Origin of the sequence: Polaribacter sp. 11A2H, assembly GCF_011379025.1 — a bacterium.
Classification (GTDB): Bacteria; Bacteroidota; Bacteroidia; order Flavobacteriales; family Flavobacteriaceae; genus Polaribacter.
This window is the reverse complement of the sequence record NZ_WTLD01000001.1, coordinates 405472-424193: the sequence shown is the minus strand read 5'-3', so window position 1 is coordinate 424193 and position 18722 is coordinate 405472. Positions and strand designations below refer to the sequence as shown.

14 protein-coding genes are annotated in these 18722 nt (G+C 27.7%); 4 read left to right on the top strand and 10 right to left on the bottom strand.

What is annotated here, in order from left to right:
• The first annotated feature begins 41 nt into the window (after positions 1-41).
• From GQS58_RS01880 to GQS58_RS01870, 3 genes are read left to right on the top strand one after another with little or no spacing between them, the layout of a single operon-like run.
• Positions 42-3131 carry a hypothetical protein gene (locus GQS58_RS01880; protein ID WP_166382267.1) on the top strand — a complete coding sequence of 1030 codons (3090 nt, stop codon included), beginning with the start codon at positions 42-44 and terminating at the stop codon, positions 3129-3131.
• The gene (locus GQS58_RS01875; RefSeq protein WP_166382265.1) at positions 3131-4348 is read left to right on the top strand and encodes a hypothetical protein; all 1218 of its coding nucleotides are present in this window, start codon (positions 3131-3133) and stop codon (positions 4346-4348) included. The genes GQS58_RS01880 and GQS58_RS01875 overlap by 1 nt, the downstream gene beginning before the upstream one ends.
• Positions 4342-5859 carry a glycoside hydrolase family 2 TIM barrel-domain containing protein gene (locus GQS58_RS01870; RefSeq protein ID WP_166382263.1) on the top strand — a complete coding sequence of 506 codons (1518 nt, stop codon included), beginning with the start codon at positions 4342-4344 and terminating at the stop codon, positions 5857-5859. The genes GQS58_RS01875 and GQS58_RS01870 overlap by 7 nt, the downstream gene beginning before the upstream one ends.
• Positions 5860-5872: 13 nt before the next feature.
• Here the strand turns inward: GQS58_RS01870 and GQS58_RS01865 are convergent, their stop codons facing one another.
• Positions 5873-7054, bottom strand: a complete 1182-nt coding sequence (locus GQS58_RS01865; RefSeq protein WP_166382261.1) for a glycosyltransferase — start codon at positions 7052-7054, stop codon at positions 5873-5875.
• Between the two features lie 104 nt (positions 7055-7158).
• Complete coding sequence (locus GQS58_RS01860) at positions 7159-8427, bottom strand: oligosaccharide flippase family protein (RefSeq protein ID WP_166382259.1); 1269 nt, start codon at positions 8425-8427, stop codon at positions 7159-7161.
• 160 nt (positions 8428-8587) lie between these two features.
• Here GQS58_RS01860 and GQS58_RS01855 point away from each other — a divergent pair, with 160 nt between their 5' ends.
• Positions 8588-10666, top strand: coding sequence for a tetratricopeptide repeat protein (locus GQS58_RS01855; protein WP_166382257.1), 2079 nt, complete (start codon positions 8588-8590; stop codon positions 10664-10666).
• A 52-nt stretch (positions 10667-10718) separates the two neighbouring features.
• Here the strand turns inward: GQS58_RS01855 and GQS58_RS01850 are convergent, their stop codons facing one another.
• From GQS58_RS01850 to GQS58_RS01815, 8 genes are all read right to left on the bottom strand, one after another.
• A complete protein-coding gene (locus tag GQS58_RS01850; protein WP_166382255.1) occupies positions 10719-12395 on the bottom strand; it encodes a T9SS type A sorting domain-containing protein in 1677 nt (558 codons plus the stop codon).
• Positions 12396-12493: 98 nt separating this feature from the next.
• Positions 12494-13204, bottom strand: coding sequence for a LytR/AlgR family response regulator transcription factor (locus tag GQS58_RS01845; protein WP_166382253.1), 711 nt, complete (start codon positions 13202-13204; stop codon positions 12494-12496).
• A gap of 5 nt (positions 13205-13209) precedes the next feature.
• The gene (locus GQS58_RS01840) at positions 13210-13527 is read right to left on the bottom strand and encodes an Hpt domain-containing protein (protein WP_166382251.1); all 318 of its coding nucleotides are present in this window, start codon (positions 13525-13527) and stop codon (positions 13210-13212) included.
• Between the two features lie 2 nt (positions 13528-13529).
• The gene (locus tag GQS58_RS01835; protein WP_166382249.1) at positions 13530-14573 is read right to left on the bottom strand and encodes a sensor histidine kinase; all 1044 of its coding nucleotides are present in this window, start codon (positions 14571-14573) and stop codon (positions 13530-13532) included.
• Positions 14573-15718, bottom strand: a complete 1146-nt coding sequence (locus GQS58_RS01830; RefSeq protein ID WP_166382247.1) for an FIST signal transduction protein — start codon at positions 15716-15718, stop codon at positions 14573-14575. Before GQS58_RS01830 ends, GQS58_RS01835 begins: the two co-directional genes overlap by 1 nt.
• Positions 15699-17702 (bottom strand): PAS domain-containing sensor histidine kinase, encoded by a 2004-nt coding sequence (locus GQS58_RS01825; protein ID WP_166382245.1) that lies wholly within the window; start codon positions 17700-17702, stop codon positions 15699-15701. The genes GQS58_RS01830 and GQS58_RS01825 overlap by 20 nt, the downstream gene beginning before the upstream one ends.
• A complete protein-coding gene (locus GQS58_RS01820; protein ID WP_166382244.1) occupies positions 17702-18241 on the bottom strand; it encodes a heme NO-binding domain-containing protein in 540 nt (179 codons plus the stop codon). Before GQS58_RS01820 ends, GQS58_RS01825 begins: the two co-directional genes overlap by 1 nt.
• A gap of 1 nt (position 18242) precedes the next feature.
• Entirely contained in the window at positions 18243-18656 is a 414-nt protein-coding gene (locus tag GQS58_RS01815) for a response regulator (protein ID WP_166382243.1), read from the bottom strand.
• Between the last annotated feature and the right edge of the window lie 66 nt (positions 18657-18722).

Genomic DNA, 18722 nt, shown 5'->3' with positions numbered 1-18722 from the left:
AATATTTTATATTTACATTATCTTAATAGATAGCTCGGTTAATGAAAGAAAAATCAAACAAATATTTAATAACTGCAATACTATTAGCAATACTATTTCATGGATCTACTATTTTCTTTACTTTAGAAACAACCTACGATGCTTTAATTCATTTATTTTTTGCAGATCATTATGCAAATCATTGGTTTGAGCCATGGAACTATAAGTGGTACACCGGTTTTACAGTACAAAGTTATCCGCCTTTAGTGCATCAAACAATTGCTGCTTTATCTTTAATTGGTGGCTTAAAATTTGGAATGTTTTCTGTTGCCATAATTGCCATTATACTTTTTGTAACGGGTGCATATAGGTATTCTTTACTAATAACATCTAATAGAACTGTTGCTGGTTATGCTGCTATTTTAGCTGTTTTCTCCTCTTCTTTTGTAGAAACTTTACACATTTTTGGGCAATTGCCCAGTATAATTGGTGTTTCTGTTTTAATGCATTCGTTACCCGAAATTTATTTATGGCTTAAAACGGGTAAGTATAAATTCTTTTTTACATCTCTTTCTTTAATTGCAGTTACAGTAACTTCTCATCATGTTACCCCTATTTTTGGAATGTTATTTTTTATTTTCCCTTTAATAGGAACGGTAATTATGGATGTTGCTAGAGAAGAAGTAGATTCTTATAAAGAAGTTACTTTTTTATTATTTTTAAAAACATTTATGAAACAGTTGAAGAAAAACTTAGCTTTTGGTTTCTCTTCATTATTCCTTATTATTTTTTGCATTTTTCCTTATTGGATGAATTCTAAATTAAACCCAATTACACAAGTACCTATTCCACATGGTTCTAGAGATAGTTTTATTGATGTAACTTCTTCTGGTTTAGTGTTTTTTACAATTCCTTGGGGAATTTTATTATTTATTCTACCTTATATTTTTTACCGCTATTTTAGTAAAAGATATTTATTCTTTGGTTTGTCTTTTACCATGTTAGTTATTTTAGGAACTGGTGGAACAACTCCTATACCTAAAATTATTTTAGGTGAAACGGCCTTTAATATCTTAACCTTAGATAGGTTTACACTTTGGGGTTCTATTATGTCTATTCCTATTTTTGGTGAATTTATTTATAGGTTTGTAGAAGGAGATTTAAAAACATTAATTCAAGATAGATTTGGTGCAGTTTATCATCGATTATTAGGAGGTCTTTTGGCAGGCGCCTATGTTTCTATGGTGATATTTACTATGAGTTTAGGATATTTTAGACCTTCTCAACCTCAAAAAATAAAAATGTTGCCTATTGTTAATTTTTTGAGTCAAGATTCTCATGATCATTGGCGTTATTTAACTTTAGGTTTTGGCGATCAAATGGCGTGGTTAGCAGCACAAACAAATGCTATGAGTGTAGATGGTAATTACCATTCTGCAAGACGTTTACCAGAATTAACTACAAGACCTATAGAACGTTTAGAAAATTCTAAATTTAAGGGAGTTGCAGGTATTGGTTCTTTGCAGCAATTTTTAACAACTCCAGAAAAATATAATTTAAAATATATCTTTTCTAATGATAAATTTTATGATCCTGTTTTATTTTTCTGCGGATGGCAGCGTTTGTCGCAATTAGAAAACGGAATTATGGTTTGGGAAAAATTAAACGTCCCTCCTGTTTCTTCTATTTTACCAAAAGAAGATGTACCTGCTTGGGTAAAAATAATTTGGGGTGTAATTCCTTTCTTAACCGTGCTAATTGCCTTTATTTTAAATGTACAGTCTCTTTTTGTAAACAGTTTAAAAACAAAGGTAAAAGCGGTACCTATTTATTTTAAATTTAAAGTAGATTACCATAAATTTCCTAGAATTGTTTTAAAAGCACTTCATATTTGGGCAGTCGTTTTAATAGCAGTTATTGCGTATGCTTGTTATATGTTTTATATTAAAAATGAAACACAAAGGTCTCCAGAAAATGTAGTAAAAGCCTATTATGATGCTATAGATTTTAAAGAATTAAATAAAAGCTACAGCTATATAGATCCTAAAAGTGGTGTTTCTCGGGCTCAATATCTATTAGAAATTTCTGTTACAGATGGTTTGCTTAGTTCATATGCAAAACTAGATGCTATTACTACAGAAATTACAAAAGAAACAGATAGTTTGGCTACTTTAAAAGTAGAAACCAAATGGATTACTCCGTTAGAAAAATTATCAAAAACAGCATTTAAAACAGCTGTTAAAAGAAAAGGAAAATGGTATTTAAAACCTACAAGAAAGTCTATAGACTTACCTCCAGATCAACTCTATTCTAAAAATTCTACTGGTTATTTTAACCAAGGTAGAAGAAGAATTACAACAGAACAAACCCATCATGAAGATGTATTAAAACAACCCGTTTTAGAAATTGTTTCTGCTAAATTAATTAAATTTAATAAACGCTATGCAATTATTGGAGAAGTACAAAATATAGACAATGTACCTGCAGATGTTGTTCTAAAAGGAACTCTTTATAATGATGATAATAAAGAATTAGCAACTTACAATGCTAAGCATATTTTAAAGCATAAATTAATGCCAAAAGAAATTAGTGCTTTTAGAATTAATTTTGAAGGTATCGCTTGGTCTAAGACCAAAGATTCTATTCCTAAAACATTTAATCCAGATGAGTTTACACCTGTAGAATTAAGTGAACAACCTACAAAGTTTAATTTGCAAGCTGCAGGAAACACGACTAATTCAGACTTATTTAAAGACATTGTTTTAAGTGAAATAAATATAACGCCTAATACAATTAGCGGAACCTTATTTAATAGTGGAATTCAAGAAATTACTGTACCTCAAATGATTATTACTTTCTATAATGAAGAAAAAGAAATGATTTGGGTAGATAATTTATTTTTAAAAGAAGGAATACGACAAGAGAGAAAACTCCGTTTTAACTATTCTATTCCTTTAAACCCAACTATAAAAACAATTAATGATGATATGAGTTTCTGTTTTGTTAATGGGTTACCAAATAAAGATATTGCTTTTAAAATAATACCTAATAGAGTTAAAAATCAGACTATTGGTAACTTGCAAAAAGTAGCGCATCCACTTTTTAGTTATGTTAGAATAGAATTAAGTATGTATATAGGTAATCCAAAATAATGAAATTAAAAAAACTTTTTTTTCTAATCATTTTACAATTAATTGTTGTTTCTTTTCTTGCCCAAGAAACAACAACCAAGCAAACAGCTATTTCTTTAATATCAACAAAAACAGATTTTATTGTTGGTGATAAAGTTTCACTAGAATTTCATGTAAAAAACGACTCTATACTTCAATTATATTGTTCGAATAGCTATGGTACCACTGTTTTAGATGCAACTGTTTTAAAAGAAAAAGTATCTTTTAAAATCCCTACTTTTTTATCAAATAAAAGAGGCATATTGTCTTGGAGAATTATAAATACTTCCGAAGATATTTCTGGCAATATTCTTATTCATTCTCAGCAACAACCAACAACTATAGAAACCTATTTAGGTCCACCAAGTATAGATGCAGGCGGATCTGATTACACTATGTTAGTTGTAATACCAACAGATAGTTTAGACAATCCTATTAGAGATAATAGTAAAGTAGATGTAAAATATCAATTTTTAAAATCAGAAAAAAAACAACCTATTTTAACCGACAAATTAATTGGATATAAAAATATTTTTTCCCCTAAAAAAAGTGGAAGAATGATTATTTCTTCAGAATCTTTTGGCTTAAATTCTAAAGAATTTGATGTTAATATTATGCCAGCTATAGCTACCAATTTTAAAATATATGTTAATAGAAACCATGAATATGCAGATGGTAATCAAATAACAACCTTTTATACATCTACCATAAAAGATAAAAACAAGAACATTATAAGTGATGGTAGTTATATAGAATTTTATATTACCAATAAAAATGGCAATATTTTAAAAACAACAGGTACTACTTTAAATGGTGTTGCTCATGCCAAAATTATTCATCCAGATTTTGAAGATAGTTGGAGTATAAAAGCGTATTTTATAGGTATTGCAGAAAGTAATATTTTAAAAATTAAGTACAAAAAAGTAATTGAAGATTACAATATTGTTTTTTTAGACAACAATAGAACTATAAAAGTAGGTCCTTTAAAAAGTTTTATGAATCAAATAATTCCTGACGGATTGTCTATAAAACTATCCATTTATAAAGAAGGTAAGAAAATCAATGAGATTTATAAAGAGTCTAAAAATGGGTTTGCTGTCTTCTATTTAGATCCAAATATTTTTGAAAATGATGTCTATAAAATTATAATTGAAACTGCAGGTATTAAAAAAGAATTTAAAAGCTTTAAACTATGGTAAAAATGAACAAACAAATTCTAAGAGGTGTTTTAATGCTTACTTACCTTGCTATAATTGGTGTTCTTTTATTTTTAGTAAGTTCTTTATACAGTTTTTTAAATACGGGTGCAGACAGAAGTAAAATGCTACATACAGAAGTTAAAAAGGTAGAACAATATTTACCAAAAGTAACTTGGAAAAATGACGGAAACGAAGGAAGAAAAATAAGTCAGCAAAAAATAAATGCAGTAGAAAACGATTATTTAGATGCTTGGTACGTAAAGCAAATTGCCTACAAAACAAATACACGAGTTGGTATAGAAGATTATTTTACTAAAAGTGCCAGAGAAAACATCTACAATATTTTAGATTATAATAAATTAAAGAATACGTCTATTGATGCGACTACTTTAGAACACAATTTAGATATTGAATTTTTTAGTGAAGATGGTCAATTAATTGTACTAAAAGACTCAAGTGCTTTAGAATATAAAAAAGTTTTTAAAGACGAAAAAATAATTTTAGAAGCTACCGAAGTTTCAACCTATAGATACGTTTTATTGCTAGAAGATGGTTTTTGGCGCATAAGACACGTAGTTAAAGAAGCTTCAGAAAAGTTTAAAGACAGCTCTCAAAAAAACCCAATAAGTTTTACAAATATTAAAGGGATTAACTACTACCCACAAGCAACTCCATGGGATATGTATGGAGATAAATTTGACATCAATATTATTAAAAACGATTTTAGAATTATAAAAAAAGCAGGTTTAAATTCCATTAGAATCTTTGTGCCTTATGAAGATTTTGGAAAAGCAGATGTAAAATTTGAAAAGTTAGAAAAACTAAAAAAAGTTTTAGATACAGCCTTAACAGAAGACTTAAAAGTGGTAATTACTTTGTTTGATTTTTATGGTAATTATGATGTTTTAGATTGGACATTAAACCAAAGACATGCAGAAAAAATTGTAGCAACTTTTAAAGATCATCAGGCTATTTTAGCTTGGGACGTTAAAAATGAACCCAATTTAGATTTTAATTCTAGGGGAAAAGAAAACGTAACAGCTTGGTTAGATTTTATGATTATTTTAATTAAAGCTATTGATAAAAAACACCCTGTAACTATTGGGTGGTCTAACACCAGAAGTGCTACTATTTTAAAAGATAAAGTAGATGTAGTTTCTTTTCATTATTATGAAGACTTAGCTGAACTTGAAAACGAGTACTTAAAACTAAAAGAAGAAATAAAAGACAAACCAATCATTTTACAAGAGTTTGGGTTATCTTCTTACGGAGGTTTTTGGAGACCTTTTGTAGGGTCTGAAGAAAAACAAGCAAACTATTATAAAGAAGTACAAAAAATAATGACAGAAAATTCAATTCCTTTTATGTCATGGACTTTATATGATTTTGATGTTGTTCCCAAAGAAGTCTTAGGTAGACTTCCTTGGCGTACAAATCCTCAGAAAAAATTTGGTTTTATTACCAGCTCAGGAAAAAAGAAATTATCTTATAAATATATTTCTAACGAATAATTTTTAAAATAGATTATTTCTTTTTCTCTATAATTTTATTGAATTCGTCTAAATAAATATTTGTAATTCTTTCCATTGGAAAAGCAGTTGCAGCCTTATAATTAGCTTCACCTAATTCTATTCTGTATGCATCGTTAGTTACAATAGCTTTAATAGCATTTGCTAAACTGGTTACACTTTCTGGTTCAAAAAACTCACCTCTATACCCTTCATCTTCAATTAAAGTGGCTAAATCTCCTAGATTGGGCATTACTACAGCTCTACCATAACTACCTGCTTGGTGTAATACTCCAGAACTTCCTGTTGTAGACGTATAAGGAAAAACAACAACAGCGCTTTCCGTAAACAAAGGTGCTACTTCTACCTCTTCTACATAACCTGTAAAAGTAAGTTGTGGTACATGTTTATAGGTTTCTTTTGCATTTTCTAAATAACCAGGTACGTTTGGGTTGTCTGTTCCTGCAATTACAATCTCTAAATCTAAACCTGTTTCTTTTCTTACAATTTCTACAGCCTCAATCATAGACTCTACCTTTTTATAGGTTCCGAATTTACCAAAAGTCATAATTTTTAAAGGTCCTTCTGGTAATTTTTGAGACGGATTTTCTGGTATTTCAAAAGTACCATGAGGAATCATTTTTACATTATCTACCTTGTATTTATCTTCTAAAGTAGTTACATATTTATCCATGGTTACCGTAACTAAATCTGCTTTTAAAATTAACTTGGTTAATGAAGTTCCTATAAAATTATATATTTTTTGAGCCAATTTATTAGAAGTAAATCCAGCACTATCTAAATCTACTTGTTCTAAAATATTATGTAATAAAACGATGGTAGGAATTCCTTTCATTTTACAAATTAAAGGCAATGTTAACCCTAAGGCAGCAACAACTTTCTTATCTCCAAACTTCATAAATTGCAAGTTGAATAAAACAGCATCTGGTTTGGTTTCATTAATTGCTTTTATAACATTATTTGTATTACCGTAGCTATTAAATTTCCAACATTCTTTCACCGTAATTTTACATCCATTTTCTGTAAAATTAATATCTTTTCCTTCTAAAGTCTTATCTGTTAATAAAATTAACTCTGTTACTTTTTCACTCTGTCTAAAACTTTTTACCAAGTGATAAGCGTATTCATTTAAAGTTACTTTACTTGGTGGATATGCTGTTACAATGGCTAATTTCATATTATTAATTTTATTACAAATTTATATTATTACTTATTCTTTTTTTATAAACCCCGCTCAAATACAATTATATATAGATGATTAGAAAATTGGTTTAGACAATATTACTCTTTTATTTCTTTTATAGATTTAGATGTTTTAGAATCTTTAAAAAAGAAGAAACTAAGTTGTACTATTAATAATAATACCATGGCTATAATTTGTACATGAACAACTTGCTCTAAAGTTTCATGAAACAAAACAACCAATACTATTTGTAACATTCCAAAAATACCCGAAAGTACAACAGGTACATATTTATCTAATGATAAATAATAATATGCAAATATATTTGAGATGGCAAAAATTCCTGTTGCAGAAGCATATTTCCATAATAATGATGAAACTGATAAGTATTCACTACCAAATAAAATTTTAATTATTTCATCAGGAAATAAAAAGCAACTAATAACGATTACAGCTGCAATAAAACCAATATAAACAACGTATTTTAACAAGATTGGTAACGTATCTTTGCCTTCTTTTTTTAATTGAACAACTTTTGGTAAAAGTAACATTACAAACATCCAAGCAATAAAATAGACTACTCTACCAATAAGTGCTAATGAAGCGTATAACCCAGCCTCATAAGATTCAAAATAATGTTTAACCAATAGAATATCACTGTTATTAATAATGATTTGTGTTAACTCATAAAAAGCAGTAATAATAAAGAAATTCTTCACTAACTTTTTATTATCTGCTTCTAAAGAAAAAGGTTTAAATAATGAAAAATTGCTACTTTTAAATGGAATTAACCCAAAAACAAAAGAACAAAAAATACCGATTGCTATAATTAATGATGAATCTATATCTAAAAAATATAATAATGTAAAAGTTAATAATAAACGACTAATCATTTCTGATTGGTATGTAACTGATAAAGATTTTAATTCTTGTTTTCCTTGAAAAACACCTCTATTAACACTCATCAGAAAATAAAACGGAACTCCAAACCCAAAAATAACAAACATTGTTGAAGAAGTTGTTTTAAAAAAATGTTGCAATTGCGTTGAAAAAACAATAATTGCAATCCCTAAAAAGATTCCTGTAAATAGCGCATTTTTGTAAATTTTAGAAATAAAACCACTAAAAATTGAATCTTCAAAAAGCACAGAAAACTTAGCGGTAACCAACTGAAAAGTCATGGCTACAAAAGATAAAACCAATAAAAAAGTAATTAAAATTGCTGCATCAGCAAATTTCTCTGGACCTAAAACCCTACCTAAAACCAAATTGTATAAGTAATTTCCTCCATTAACTAAGAGAACACTTAACATAAACAGTTGTTCTGGTTTAATTTTTCCTTTTAATAGCCTAGGGGATAAAATCATTTATATTGCTTTAAAAATTAAGTTTTTAAATATTTTATTAAATTAATACAAATATCAAATAGAAACAAACTTTTATCACTATTAATCGACGAAAAACATTTATCTTTAGTTTTGTGATTAATAGCTATCGTTTAACTTACATTTTATAAAATATCCTCCTATGCGTTTAAAGTATTTTTCTTTTTTAATTATTTTTATGATAAGTCTTAGCAGCATTTCTCAAGAAATGCAAGAAGGTTTTACTTATTTAGAAACAGGTAAATACCAAGAAGCAGAAGTATTTTTTAAAGAAATATTAAAAGAATATCCTACAAATAAAACAGCAAGACTTTGTTACGGAAGAGCAATTGGTTTAAACGGAAAGGCAACTGCAGCGGTATCTCTTTTTACAAATCTTTTAAAAGATTTCCCTACCGATTTTGAAGTAAAACTTAATTATGCAGAATCATTACTTTGGAGTAAAAATTATCCTGATGCAAAAATCTATTATCAAACATTACTAAAAGAAAACAATAAAAGCTTTGCTGCTTTATTAGGTTACGCAAATACGTTATCTAATTTAAAAGAATTTGAAGCTGCTTTACTTAATGTAGACAAAGCTTTAGAAGTACTCCCAGGAAACCCAAATGCACTGGTTTCTAAAAAATACATGAGGTTAGGATTGGCTAATAAAAAGGTAACGGATCAAAAATATAAAGAAGCAGAAACAATTTTAAAAGAAAATTTTACTTCTTTCAAAGACGATAAAGAAACATTACTAAACCTTGCTAATTTGTATTTAATTTCTAATCAAATAGAAAAAGCAAAAAGCACCTATGAAATTATAGGTAAAAAACCAGAAGATAAACTAACCTCTTTAAACGGAATTTCTTTAGCGTATCACCTAGATACTGATGATAAAACGGCATTAATTGTAAGTAAAACAGCACTAAAAAGCATTGATAAAAACACCTCTGAAACCTTAAAAAATCAAACAATAGAAAGATATATTCAAGCATTAATTTGGAATAAAAAATATACACCTGCCGAAACTGAAATTGATAAATTATTAGACAACAATAAAAAACCAAAAAACTGGATGCTTTCATTAAGAGCTACTCTTAATATTTATAAAAGTGATTTTAATAAAAGTATAGATGATTATAATTTAATATTAAAAAAAGATAGTACTTCTTTTGATGGTAATCTAGGAAAAGCAAATGCTTTAAAAGCCTCTGGTTATTATAATAATGCATACAAGAGTGCAGAAAATACGTTATCTTTTTATGAAAACCAGAAAGATGCATCTAATTTTATAAAACAATTAGATTTAAGTTTTACCCCTTTTGTAGAAACAAAATTTTCTTATTCTTATGATAACGGAAATAACGAAGCAAACGCATACGATGTAAAAGCTGAAATTCCGTTTTCTACAAAGTTTAAAATATTAGCGAACTATAATTACAGAACTACTCTTAATAATCAAATTGACTCATTAAAAGCAACTACCAATAATTTATTGTTAGGTATTTCTTATCAATTATTAAATAACGTAACCTTAAAAGGTAGTTTTGGTGTTACTTCTTCTGATTCAGAATCTAAAAAGTACAATCAATTATTAACAGATATTTCCGTTAATATAAAACCATTTAAGCTTCAAAGTTTAGATTTAGGTTACAAAAGAGATGTTCAGAATTTTAATGCCGCTTTATTAAATGATGAAATTGTACAAAATAACCTTATTTTAAATTACAGTTTAAATACAAATTTTAACCTCGGTTGGTTTACGCAGTATTATTATACATGGCAAAGTGATGATAATGCTAGAAACCTCTTATTTACGTCTCTTTACTATAATATATTTGCAAAACCTTCTATAAAAGCAGGTCTTAATTATCAAAACATTTCTTTTAAAGAATCTAAAGAAAATTATTTTAGTCCTAGTAAATTTAATGCAGTAGAATTTTTTGTTGATCTTATAAAAGATGAAGCTGCAGCTAAGGAAAAAGAATGGTTTTATGGATTAACTGCAGCCACTGGTTTGCAATATATAGAAAATGATGAAGCTCAAAGCACTTATAGAGTTCAAGCGAAATTAGGATATAAATTTTCTGACCGTGCATTAATAAATATCTATGGGTTACAAAGTAATATTGCTTCTGCTGCTGCATCTGCAACAACCACAGCTAGTTTTACGTATACTGAGTTTGGATTACGCTTTAAATGGATCTTCTTAAAAAAACCTTTATACAAAAAATAAGGGCAAAAGATTTCTCTTTTGCCCAACAACATTCCTACTTTACATTGGGGGACTAGTTGACGATAAAGGTTCCGGAATGTTGATTGTTTTCATCGTCAATCAGTCTATATTTATAAACTCCTTTTTCTAACTGAGGAGCATTGTATTGTATTTTCTTTAAAGAAGAATTGGTATTAATTTTCTGAGCATCTACAATTCTACCCATTAAATTATATACATTAATTTGAACATATTTAGCTACTTTAGGTAATTCTATTGTTGTAGAATTTGTAAAAGGATTTGGATAGTTTAATAATTTTTCACTAATCTCTTCTGTAAAACTTTCCTCATTTAAATTATTGTTTAGAGTAAATGCTATCTTATTTATATCTAAACTAAAAGGCTTATAATATGTGTAATCACCTATTACAGAAAACACTATTGTTTTAATACTTGAAACCGTAACCTTCTTCCCCGCATCATCTACAAAATCTAACAATGAAATGGTATATGTTTTCTCTGCTGAATTTGCCGGAACGGTATATCGTAATCTATGCTCCCATTCTCTATTTTCATTCGTCATAATAACGACTTCTACTGGTTCATTATTTTTAATATTGAAATTTACAAAATTATACCCCTCAACACTTAAGCTTTCATTTCCTGGCAAAAGATGTCTAAATAAATTAATATTTCCTTTTACTTCTCCTATTACTTTTACGCTCCTATCTACTTCATAAATAGCATCATCTTCTTCTCTTTCAGATAGGTTTACTTCAAAATTAGAAACCGTTACATATTCTTTTAAGTAATCTAATCCCCATGGACCATCTGCCACGTATAAAGCATCTTTTTGCTTAGAAGTAGTTGTTTCTAAATAAAAACCAATGTCAAATAAAACACCTGTTTCTATAGATAATACTTCATTATAGTCTCCTGAAAGAGAAAAAACATTGGCAGCTTTAATATGTGTTGTTAATTCTGTTTCGGCAATATTGCCAACAAAATTTACAGATTTTTCTTGAGTTCTATTTACTAAGTTTAAATTTAGAATGCCATTAACATAGTTACCAGATTTAACAAAAACATTTGGTAAAACACTTGCTTCTCTGGTGCTTTTTAATCCATTTTTAGATGAATGTTGATCTATAATAAAATTTGCTGTCGATAAAATTTGAGAAAAAGAAGTTCCAAAAATTAAATAGTTATGATAATTACCTGTTGGGTATTGGTCTACATTCCAAAAACTAAATAATTCATTTTGATTTGTATCAACTCTAACGGAAAAACGTAATGTATATGTAATTTGACCAGAAACACTACTTATTGTAGCTTTAATTACTTGATGTTCTTTTACAAGAATAGTACTAATACTATCTAAACGATCAGTATTTAAGCGATCATAAATAATTTTAGAATGATCATAAACAACACCGTCTGATTTAGTTGCTATAATTGAAGAAACTTTATTTTTACCCTGATAATAACTTACGGAAAAAGTCTCTTTAAGATTAGAATTTTCAGAGAGCTCTTTCGGTTCAAAAACAAATGCCGTTTCGGTATGATTAATTCCTGTTTCTGGTAAATAATCTATTAAAGAATTTTTTATATTACTTTTAGATAATTGATTCTTATTAAACCTTACACCTTCTACAGCACCAAATCTATTGGCTTTTTTTGTTTGAGCATTTAAGTTTATTGCTACTATAAAAGTAGAGATAAGCAATAATATTTTTATGATATATTTCATATACCACAAAAGTAAGAACTAATTAAAGTGTAATTTTCGAATTTTAGTTACTTATACTTTAACTGTCGATGAGCTGTAAGATTTCATTAGATAAAGAATTAAAGTAAATCTAACCTTTTCATTAATTCTGGTCGTTTAGACCTACTAACGGGAATAACATCTTTCTTTATAAGCACACTATTATCTTCAATATCTATAATTTTTTTGATATTGATAATGTAAGAACGATGTATTTTAAGGAATAAAGAGTCTGGTAATTTTTCTTCAATTTTTTTAAGTGTAGAATGCACTATATAATCTTTACTTTCTGTTTTTATTTTAATATAATCTCCTTTAGCTTCTATTAAATAAATACTTGGTAAATCTATTTTTATCAATCTACGATCTATGTTTACATAAAAATCGTTTTCAATATCTATGGGTTTAGCACTTTCGTTCTTTACCTCATTTGTAGTAATATTTTTCCTTTCTGCTTTTTCAATTGCTTTTTTAAAACGAGGTAATTCTACTGGCTTCAATAAATAATCTACAATAAAATCGTACTCGAAAGCTTCAATAGCAAATTTAGGATCTGAAGTTGTTAAAATAATTTTTGGTGGATTTTTTAAACTTCTAATAAAATCTAAACCACTAAAATTAGGCATATGAATGTCTAAAAAAATTAAGTCTACTTTATTTTCATTTAAATATTTTATTGCTTCAATGGCACTAGGAAACTCTTCTAAAAGATTTAAAGAATCTATTTCATTGCATAGAGTTTTAATTATAACCCTTGCCATTTTTTCATCATCAATAATAATACAATTCATAAAACTTATATAGTTTCTATATACGCTGTAATTGCTTTTAATATCTTATCAAAATCTTCTTGCTTCTCTAAACTTAGCTCTCGAAGATTATGTTCAAACTCATTAGCAATTTCATAGCTCTTTTCGAGACCTAAAATACTAATTTTATGTTTAAGTTTATGAACATTTTCTTCAATTTTTTTAAACTCTTTATTTTCTAAGCTATTATAGTAATCTTTCTTCTCTTCTGGAAACTCTGTTTTTATAACTGCTAGTAACTCTGCTTTTATAGATTCGTCTCCTCTTGCTAGTTGTTCTATATACTCTAAGTTTGGTTGTTCCATGTTTATTTTTTTATGCTAAAATAAAAAGTAGAACCAACTTTTGGCTCAGATTCTAAATAAATTTTACCACTATACGCTTCTACAATTTTTTTTACTATAGATAAACCTATTCCAGTTGACTTATAATCATCTTCTAATTTCTGAAATGCGATAAAAATTTTATCAAAATATTTTTTTTCTATTCCTTTACCGTTGTCTTTTATATAAAATTGCCAAGCTTCCTTTTCTTCTTTAAACCCAATCTCAACAATAACTTCCTTTTTATCATTAAACTTAATGGCATTGTCTATTAAATGTTTAAACAATTGTTCTAGTCTAAATTTATCTCCCTTTACTTTTGGTAATTTTTCAGGAATAATAAAGCTTACATTTTCTGCTTTTTCCTTATCATCTAAAATATTTTGCACTAAAGAATCTAAATCGATATCATAAAGGTCTTTTTCATTTTTACCTATTGTAGAATATTGTAAGATACCTTTTACTAAAGTATCCATCTTTTCTACATTTTCTCTTATCAATTGTAAATTTTCTGTACCAGTAGTATCTAAAACACCAGAATAATCTTCTATAACCCAAGCTGTTAATGCTTCTATACTTTGTAGAGGAGATTTTAAATCATGAGAAACCATATGTGCATAATCATTTAACTCTTGATTCTGTCGCTCTAAGTTTCTTAAAAGTTTATCTTTTTGTTGATTAATTTTAATAATTTCATTGGTTTGATTGTCTATAAAATCTACCAATTTTAAAGAATCCATACTTTCTTTAGGTCGGTTTGTTGTTAGATCATAAACCTGTAATTTGTCTATTACACTTTCTAACTTTGAGATTACTTTTTTCTGAGAATTAGACTCTTCTCTTAATTGTTCATTAGCATTAAATAGTTCTTCTGAACTAATTTTTGTTGCTCTCTGTAGCATTAAAAATTGTTCATCAGAAGTATGGTAAGATCGATCTATAACCTCTAAGAATTTATCTAATTCGACATTAGATTGTAATTCTTTAGAGAGAAACTTTCTTATTTGTCTTTTTAATAAAGAATTCATTATTCGCTAATTAGAGTAACCGTCATGGTTTGGTTATGTAATTGGCAGCTACTTTCTCCAATAAATGGTGCAATTTCTCCATAAGAATATAGCCCTGTAATCGTTGTAGAATCACCAACAACTTCCATTACCTCTTCTACTTCTTCTTCTACTCTTTGGTCTAAAACCAATTTTCTACCAATACAACTTACTAAAATTGCTAATTCTGGTTTCTTCTTTCTAAACTCTAAAGCACTTACAGCCGCTTTTTCTGCTGCATTTACAATGTTATCTACATTAGTCATCATTAATTGTACTTTAGAATCCTCAAAAATATCTCCAGCTAAAATCACAGATTTCTGCTCTTCATCAATATTTAAGATTGTTCTAACAATTGTATTGTTACCATCTTCAGACTTTACATTTAAAGGATATAACAATGCTGCACCAGGTAATTCTTTAGATTTTTCTCCTAAATATTTCTTATACAAATCTAAAGCGGGTAAATTATCTAATTCATATAAAACATTTCCTTTAGATTTAGTTACCACTCTTTCTGGTCCAAAAGGAGTCCAACCACCATTAATAGAAAAAGTAACTTCTAACGTTTCTCCATACAAACCAATAGCCACCATTTCTCCTGGTTTAGGATTTTCATTATAAGAAGAAATTGTTTTTTCAAATCGTGCATCATCTCCACACAAAGCACCTGTAATTAACAAGTTATTTTCTGTAGCAGCATTCATTCCTTTTGTTAATTGGCTTCCGTTTATAAAACTTCCTTCAGAGAGTACAAAAACATGCTTTAATCCCTCTTTTGGTAATTGACTTATTAATTCTTTACCAACGGCAAAGCTATCTATTTTAGCTTCTAAATCTTCATTTAAAATATTTGCAGTCTTAATTATAAAACTACTTTTCTCAAATTCTATTGCTGTAATAGTTATACTTTCGTCATCAATAGATTCTGATGAAATATCTCCACAAGCAGAACCAAAAACAATATGACCGTCTTTAAATATGGTTCTAATTTCATCAAAAATAGTTTCATCTTCTAATAGAAACCTATTTCCAAAAACCAATACCAACGGTGCTTTTAAATTTATGTTCTCAGATAAGTATTTCCAATCAGAGTTTTTATGTTTTTTAAGTTGTACTGTTTTCATTTAATTCTTTTTTTATGGTGAAGTAAAAAGTTGTTCCTTTATTGGGTTCACTTTCTAACCAAATTTTGCCTTCATGTAAAGCGATTATTTTCTTTACAATTGATAATCCTATTCCTGTAGAATCTTCTCTTTTATTTAAAGAAGTAAAAACTTCAAAAATTTTGTCGTGATATTTTTTTTCAATACCAATACCATTATCTCTTATAGAAAACTGATGAAATGGTTCTTTATCTTCATAGTTTATCTCTACAATTCCTACTTCTTTATCACAAAATTTAATAGCATTACTTATAAAATTTTGAAATAATTGTTGAAACTTAGTCTTATCTCCTTTTACAATAGGTAGGTTTTTAAGAACATTTACAGATATGTTTTCTGGAATAAATAAGATCTTTTTTAAATCACATAATGTATTATTTAAATCTACATCTTCATCTTCTTGTGTACTAGAACCGGCACTCGAGTACTCTAAAACATCAGAAATTAGTTTCTCCATAGTTTCTAATGTCGTTTCTACAAGTCCAAAATTTTGCAACGTCATTTCATCAAACTTCCCTTCATTGTCTGCTTTAATCCAAGAAACTAATGCGTCTATACTTCTAAGCGGAGATTTTAAATCATGAGAAACAATATGTGCATACTCGTGCAAATGTTCGTTACTTTTTTCTAATTCTTTTAAAATTTGCTCTTTTTGTAATTCTAATTTTTTAAAATTTGTAATGTCTAAATTTAGGGCAATAGATCCTATGTTTTCTCCATGTAAATTATAATTTGGTGCTGCACTTACAAGCCAGTACTTAATATCACCTTTTTTATTTTTTGTCTTAAATTCATAAGAAGTAGATTCTCCTTTAAGGCGTTTAACTTTTTGATCTTTTATAATATTAGACCCCGAGTTAAATGTAAAAATATCACCTCCTACTTTACCTATTAATTCTTCTTTAGCATAGCCAGACATTTCTAAAAAACTTTGGTTTACCATAGAAATTTTGTCTTCTATATTAATCTCTACCAACCCTAGATTCATATTGGCTATAATATTGCTATACTTTTCTTTTTCTACTTCTAAACTTATATTATATTTTTTTTCTAAAGTAATGTCTCTAAAAGTCCACAAATAGCCTTTTATTTTTCCTCCAATAAATATAGGAATATAATTTCTTTCTAGAATTATACCATCTACCATTTCTAGTTGTTCTCCAAAAATAGGTTCTCTTTTTGCTACTATTTCATCCATCCTTTCAACAAAAGACGATGATTCTTTAAATAATACTTTATTTTGTTCTGATGCCATTTTACAATCCATCCCCAATAAATCTTGAGGTGATGCATCTACTTTAAATAACTCGCAAAATTTTGTGTTCGATAATACTATTTTTCGATTTTCATCTTCTAAAATAATACCACTGTTTAGATTTAATACTAGTGCTGCTAATCTATTTTCTGACTCTATTAATAAATCTTCTGCTACTTTATCTTTTGTTATATCTCTTATAATACCTTGCGCAGCTATTGCTTTATTATTTTTATCATAAATAACAGTTGCATTTATTTGAATCCATTTTACTTCTTTGCTTTTACTGTAAACTCTTGCAGTATAAGCGTTAAAAAAACCTTTTTCGTATAATTCTTTAAAAGAATTAGAGGTATATTCTATATCTTCTTCATAAATAATTTCAGTAACATTAAAGGTTTCCTTTTCTATATCATACCCAAAAAGATCCTTTGCAACTTCATTCATTTTTAAAACATTACCAAACAAATCCATAACTAAATATGCATCATTAATGTTATCAAAAACTCCTTTTAAAGTGCTAGATTTCTCTTCTAAAAGTTCATTTAGCTTTAAGTTAGAACCTTTTAATTTTTCTGTAAGGTCATATAATTCTCTAGACTTATCTTCAAGAATTTTTTCTGCTGCTTTTCTAGCAGCTTTTTCACGCTTTACTGCTCGTTGTAGTATTTCTATTTGATTTTGACTCATTATTTTTTATTAACAATAAACCTTACCTCTGTACCATCTTCTTTAATTTTTTCTAAAACTATAGAGGCTTCTGTATTAAAGTGCTCAAAAGTTTTATTCATTAATCCTAATCCAAAATGGTGCATTGCTCTACTAGATTTGTACACCATTGTTAAAGAGTTTTCTGTTTTTTGTTCTACTATAAAAGTTGGTAGTTCTGCTTCTGGATAGATTTTTTGAACCTCTACATGTATATGGTTTTCAATGGAAGCTAACATTTCTATGGGGTCGTTATAGGTTGCTAAAAGACCTGGATAGCTTCTTTCTATCATTCCAAAAAAGTGTTCTGCATATACTAATAGCAAATCATCTGTAGAAATACCTGTGTTATCACTAAGGTTTGTAACTAATTGTAACATTTCAGAAAAGCTATAAGTACCAACAGAAGTATAAATTCCTTCTGAAGCTAATTCTGACTGATAAATAATTTTATCTACCATTTCTAACCCAAACTTTTCTTCAACTAAATCTAAAAACTCAGTAAAAACTATTCCTTTCATATTAGTATTTTTTTAATTCATTCATACTCCAATAAGATAATACTGTTTCAATTTTTTTAACATAATCATCATATTTTAGAGGTTTTAAAATATAACCAGAAACACCTATTTTATAACATTCTTCTAAATCTTTTTGATTATCTGAAGTAGTTAATATAACCGTAGGAATATGTTGTATGTCTTTATTATTTTTTAAGATTGATAGAAATTCTATACCACTCATTTTTGGCATGTTTAAATCTAATAAAATTAAATCAGGAAAATTACCTTTTTCTTGTAAAATATCTATTGCTTCTTCACCATTTTTAGCTTCTTGTATTGTATGCTCTAATTTTAACAATGAAAGAGTTCTCTTCATTTTCATAATTTCAATTAGATTATCTTCAATCAACAATATTTTTAAGTTCTTAGACATGTTAGGATGTTTTACATTTAATTTATACAAACTTAAGGTAATTAAATAGACTAATTTATGAGTGGT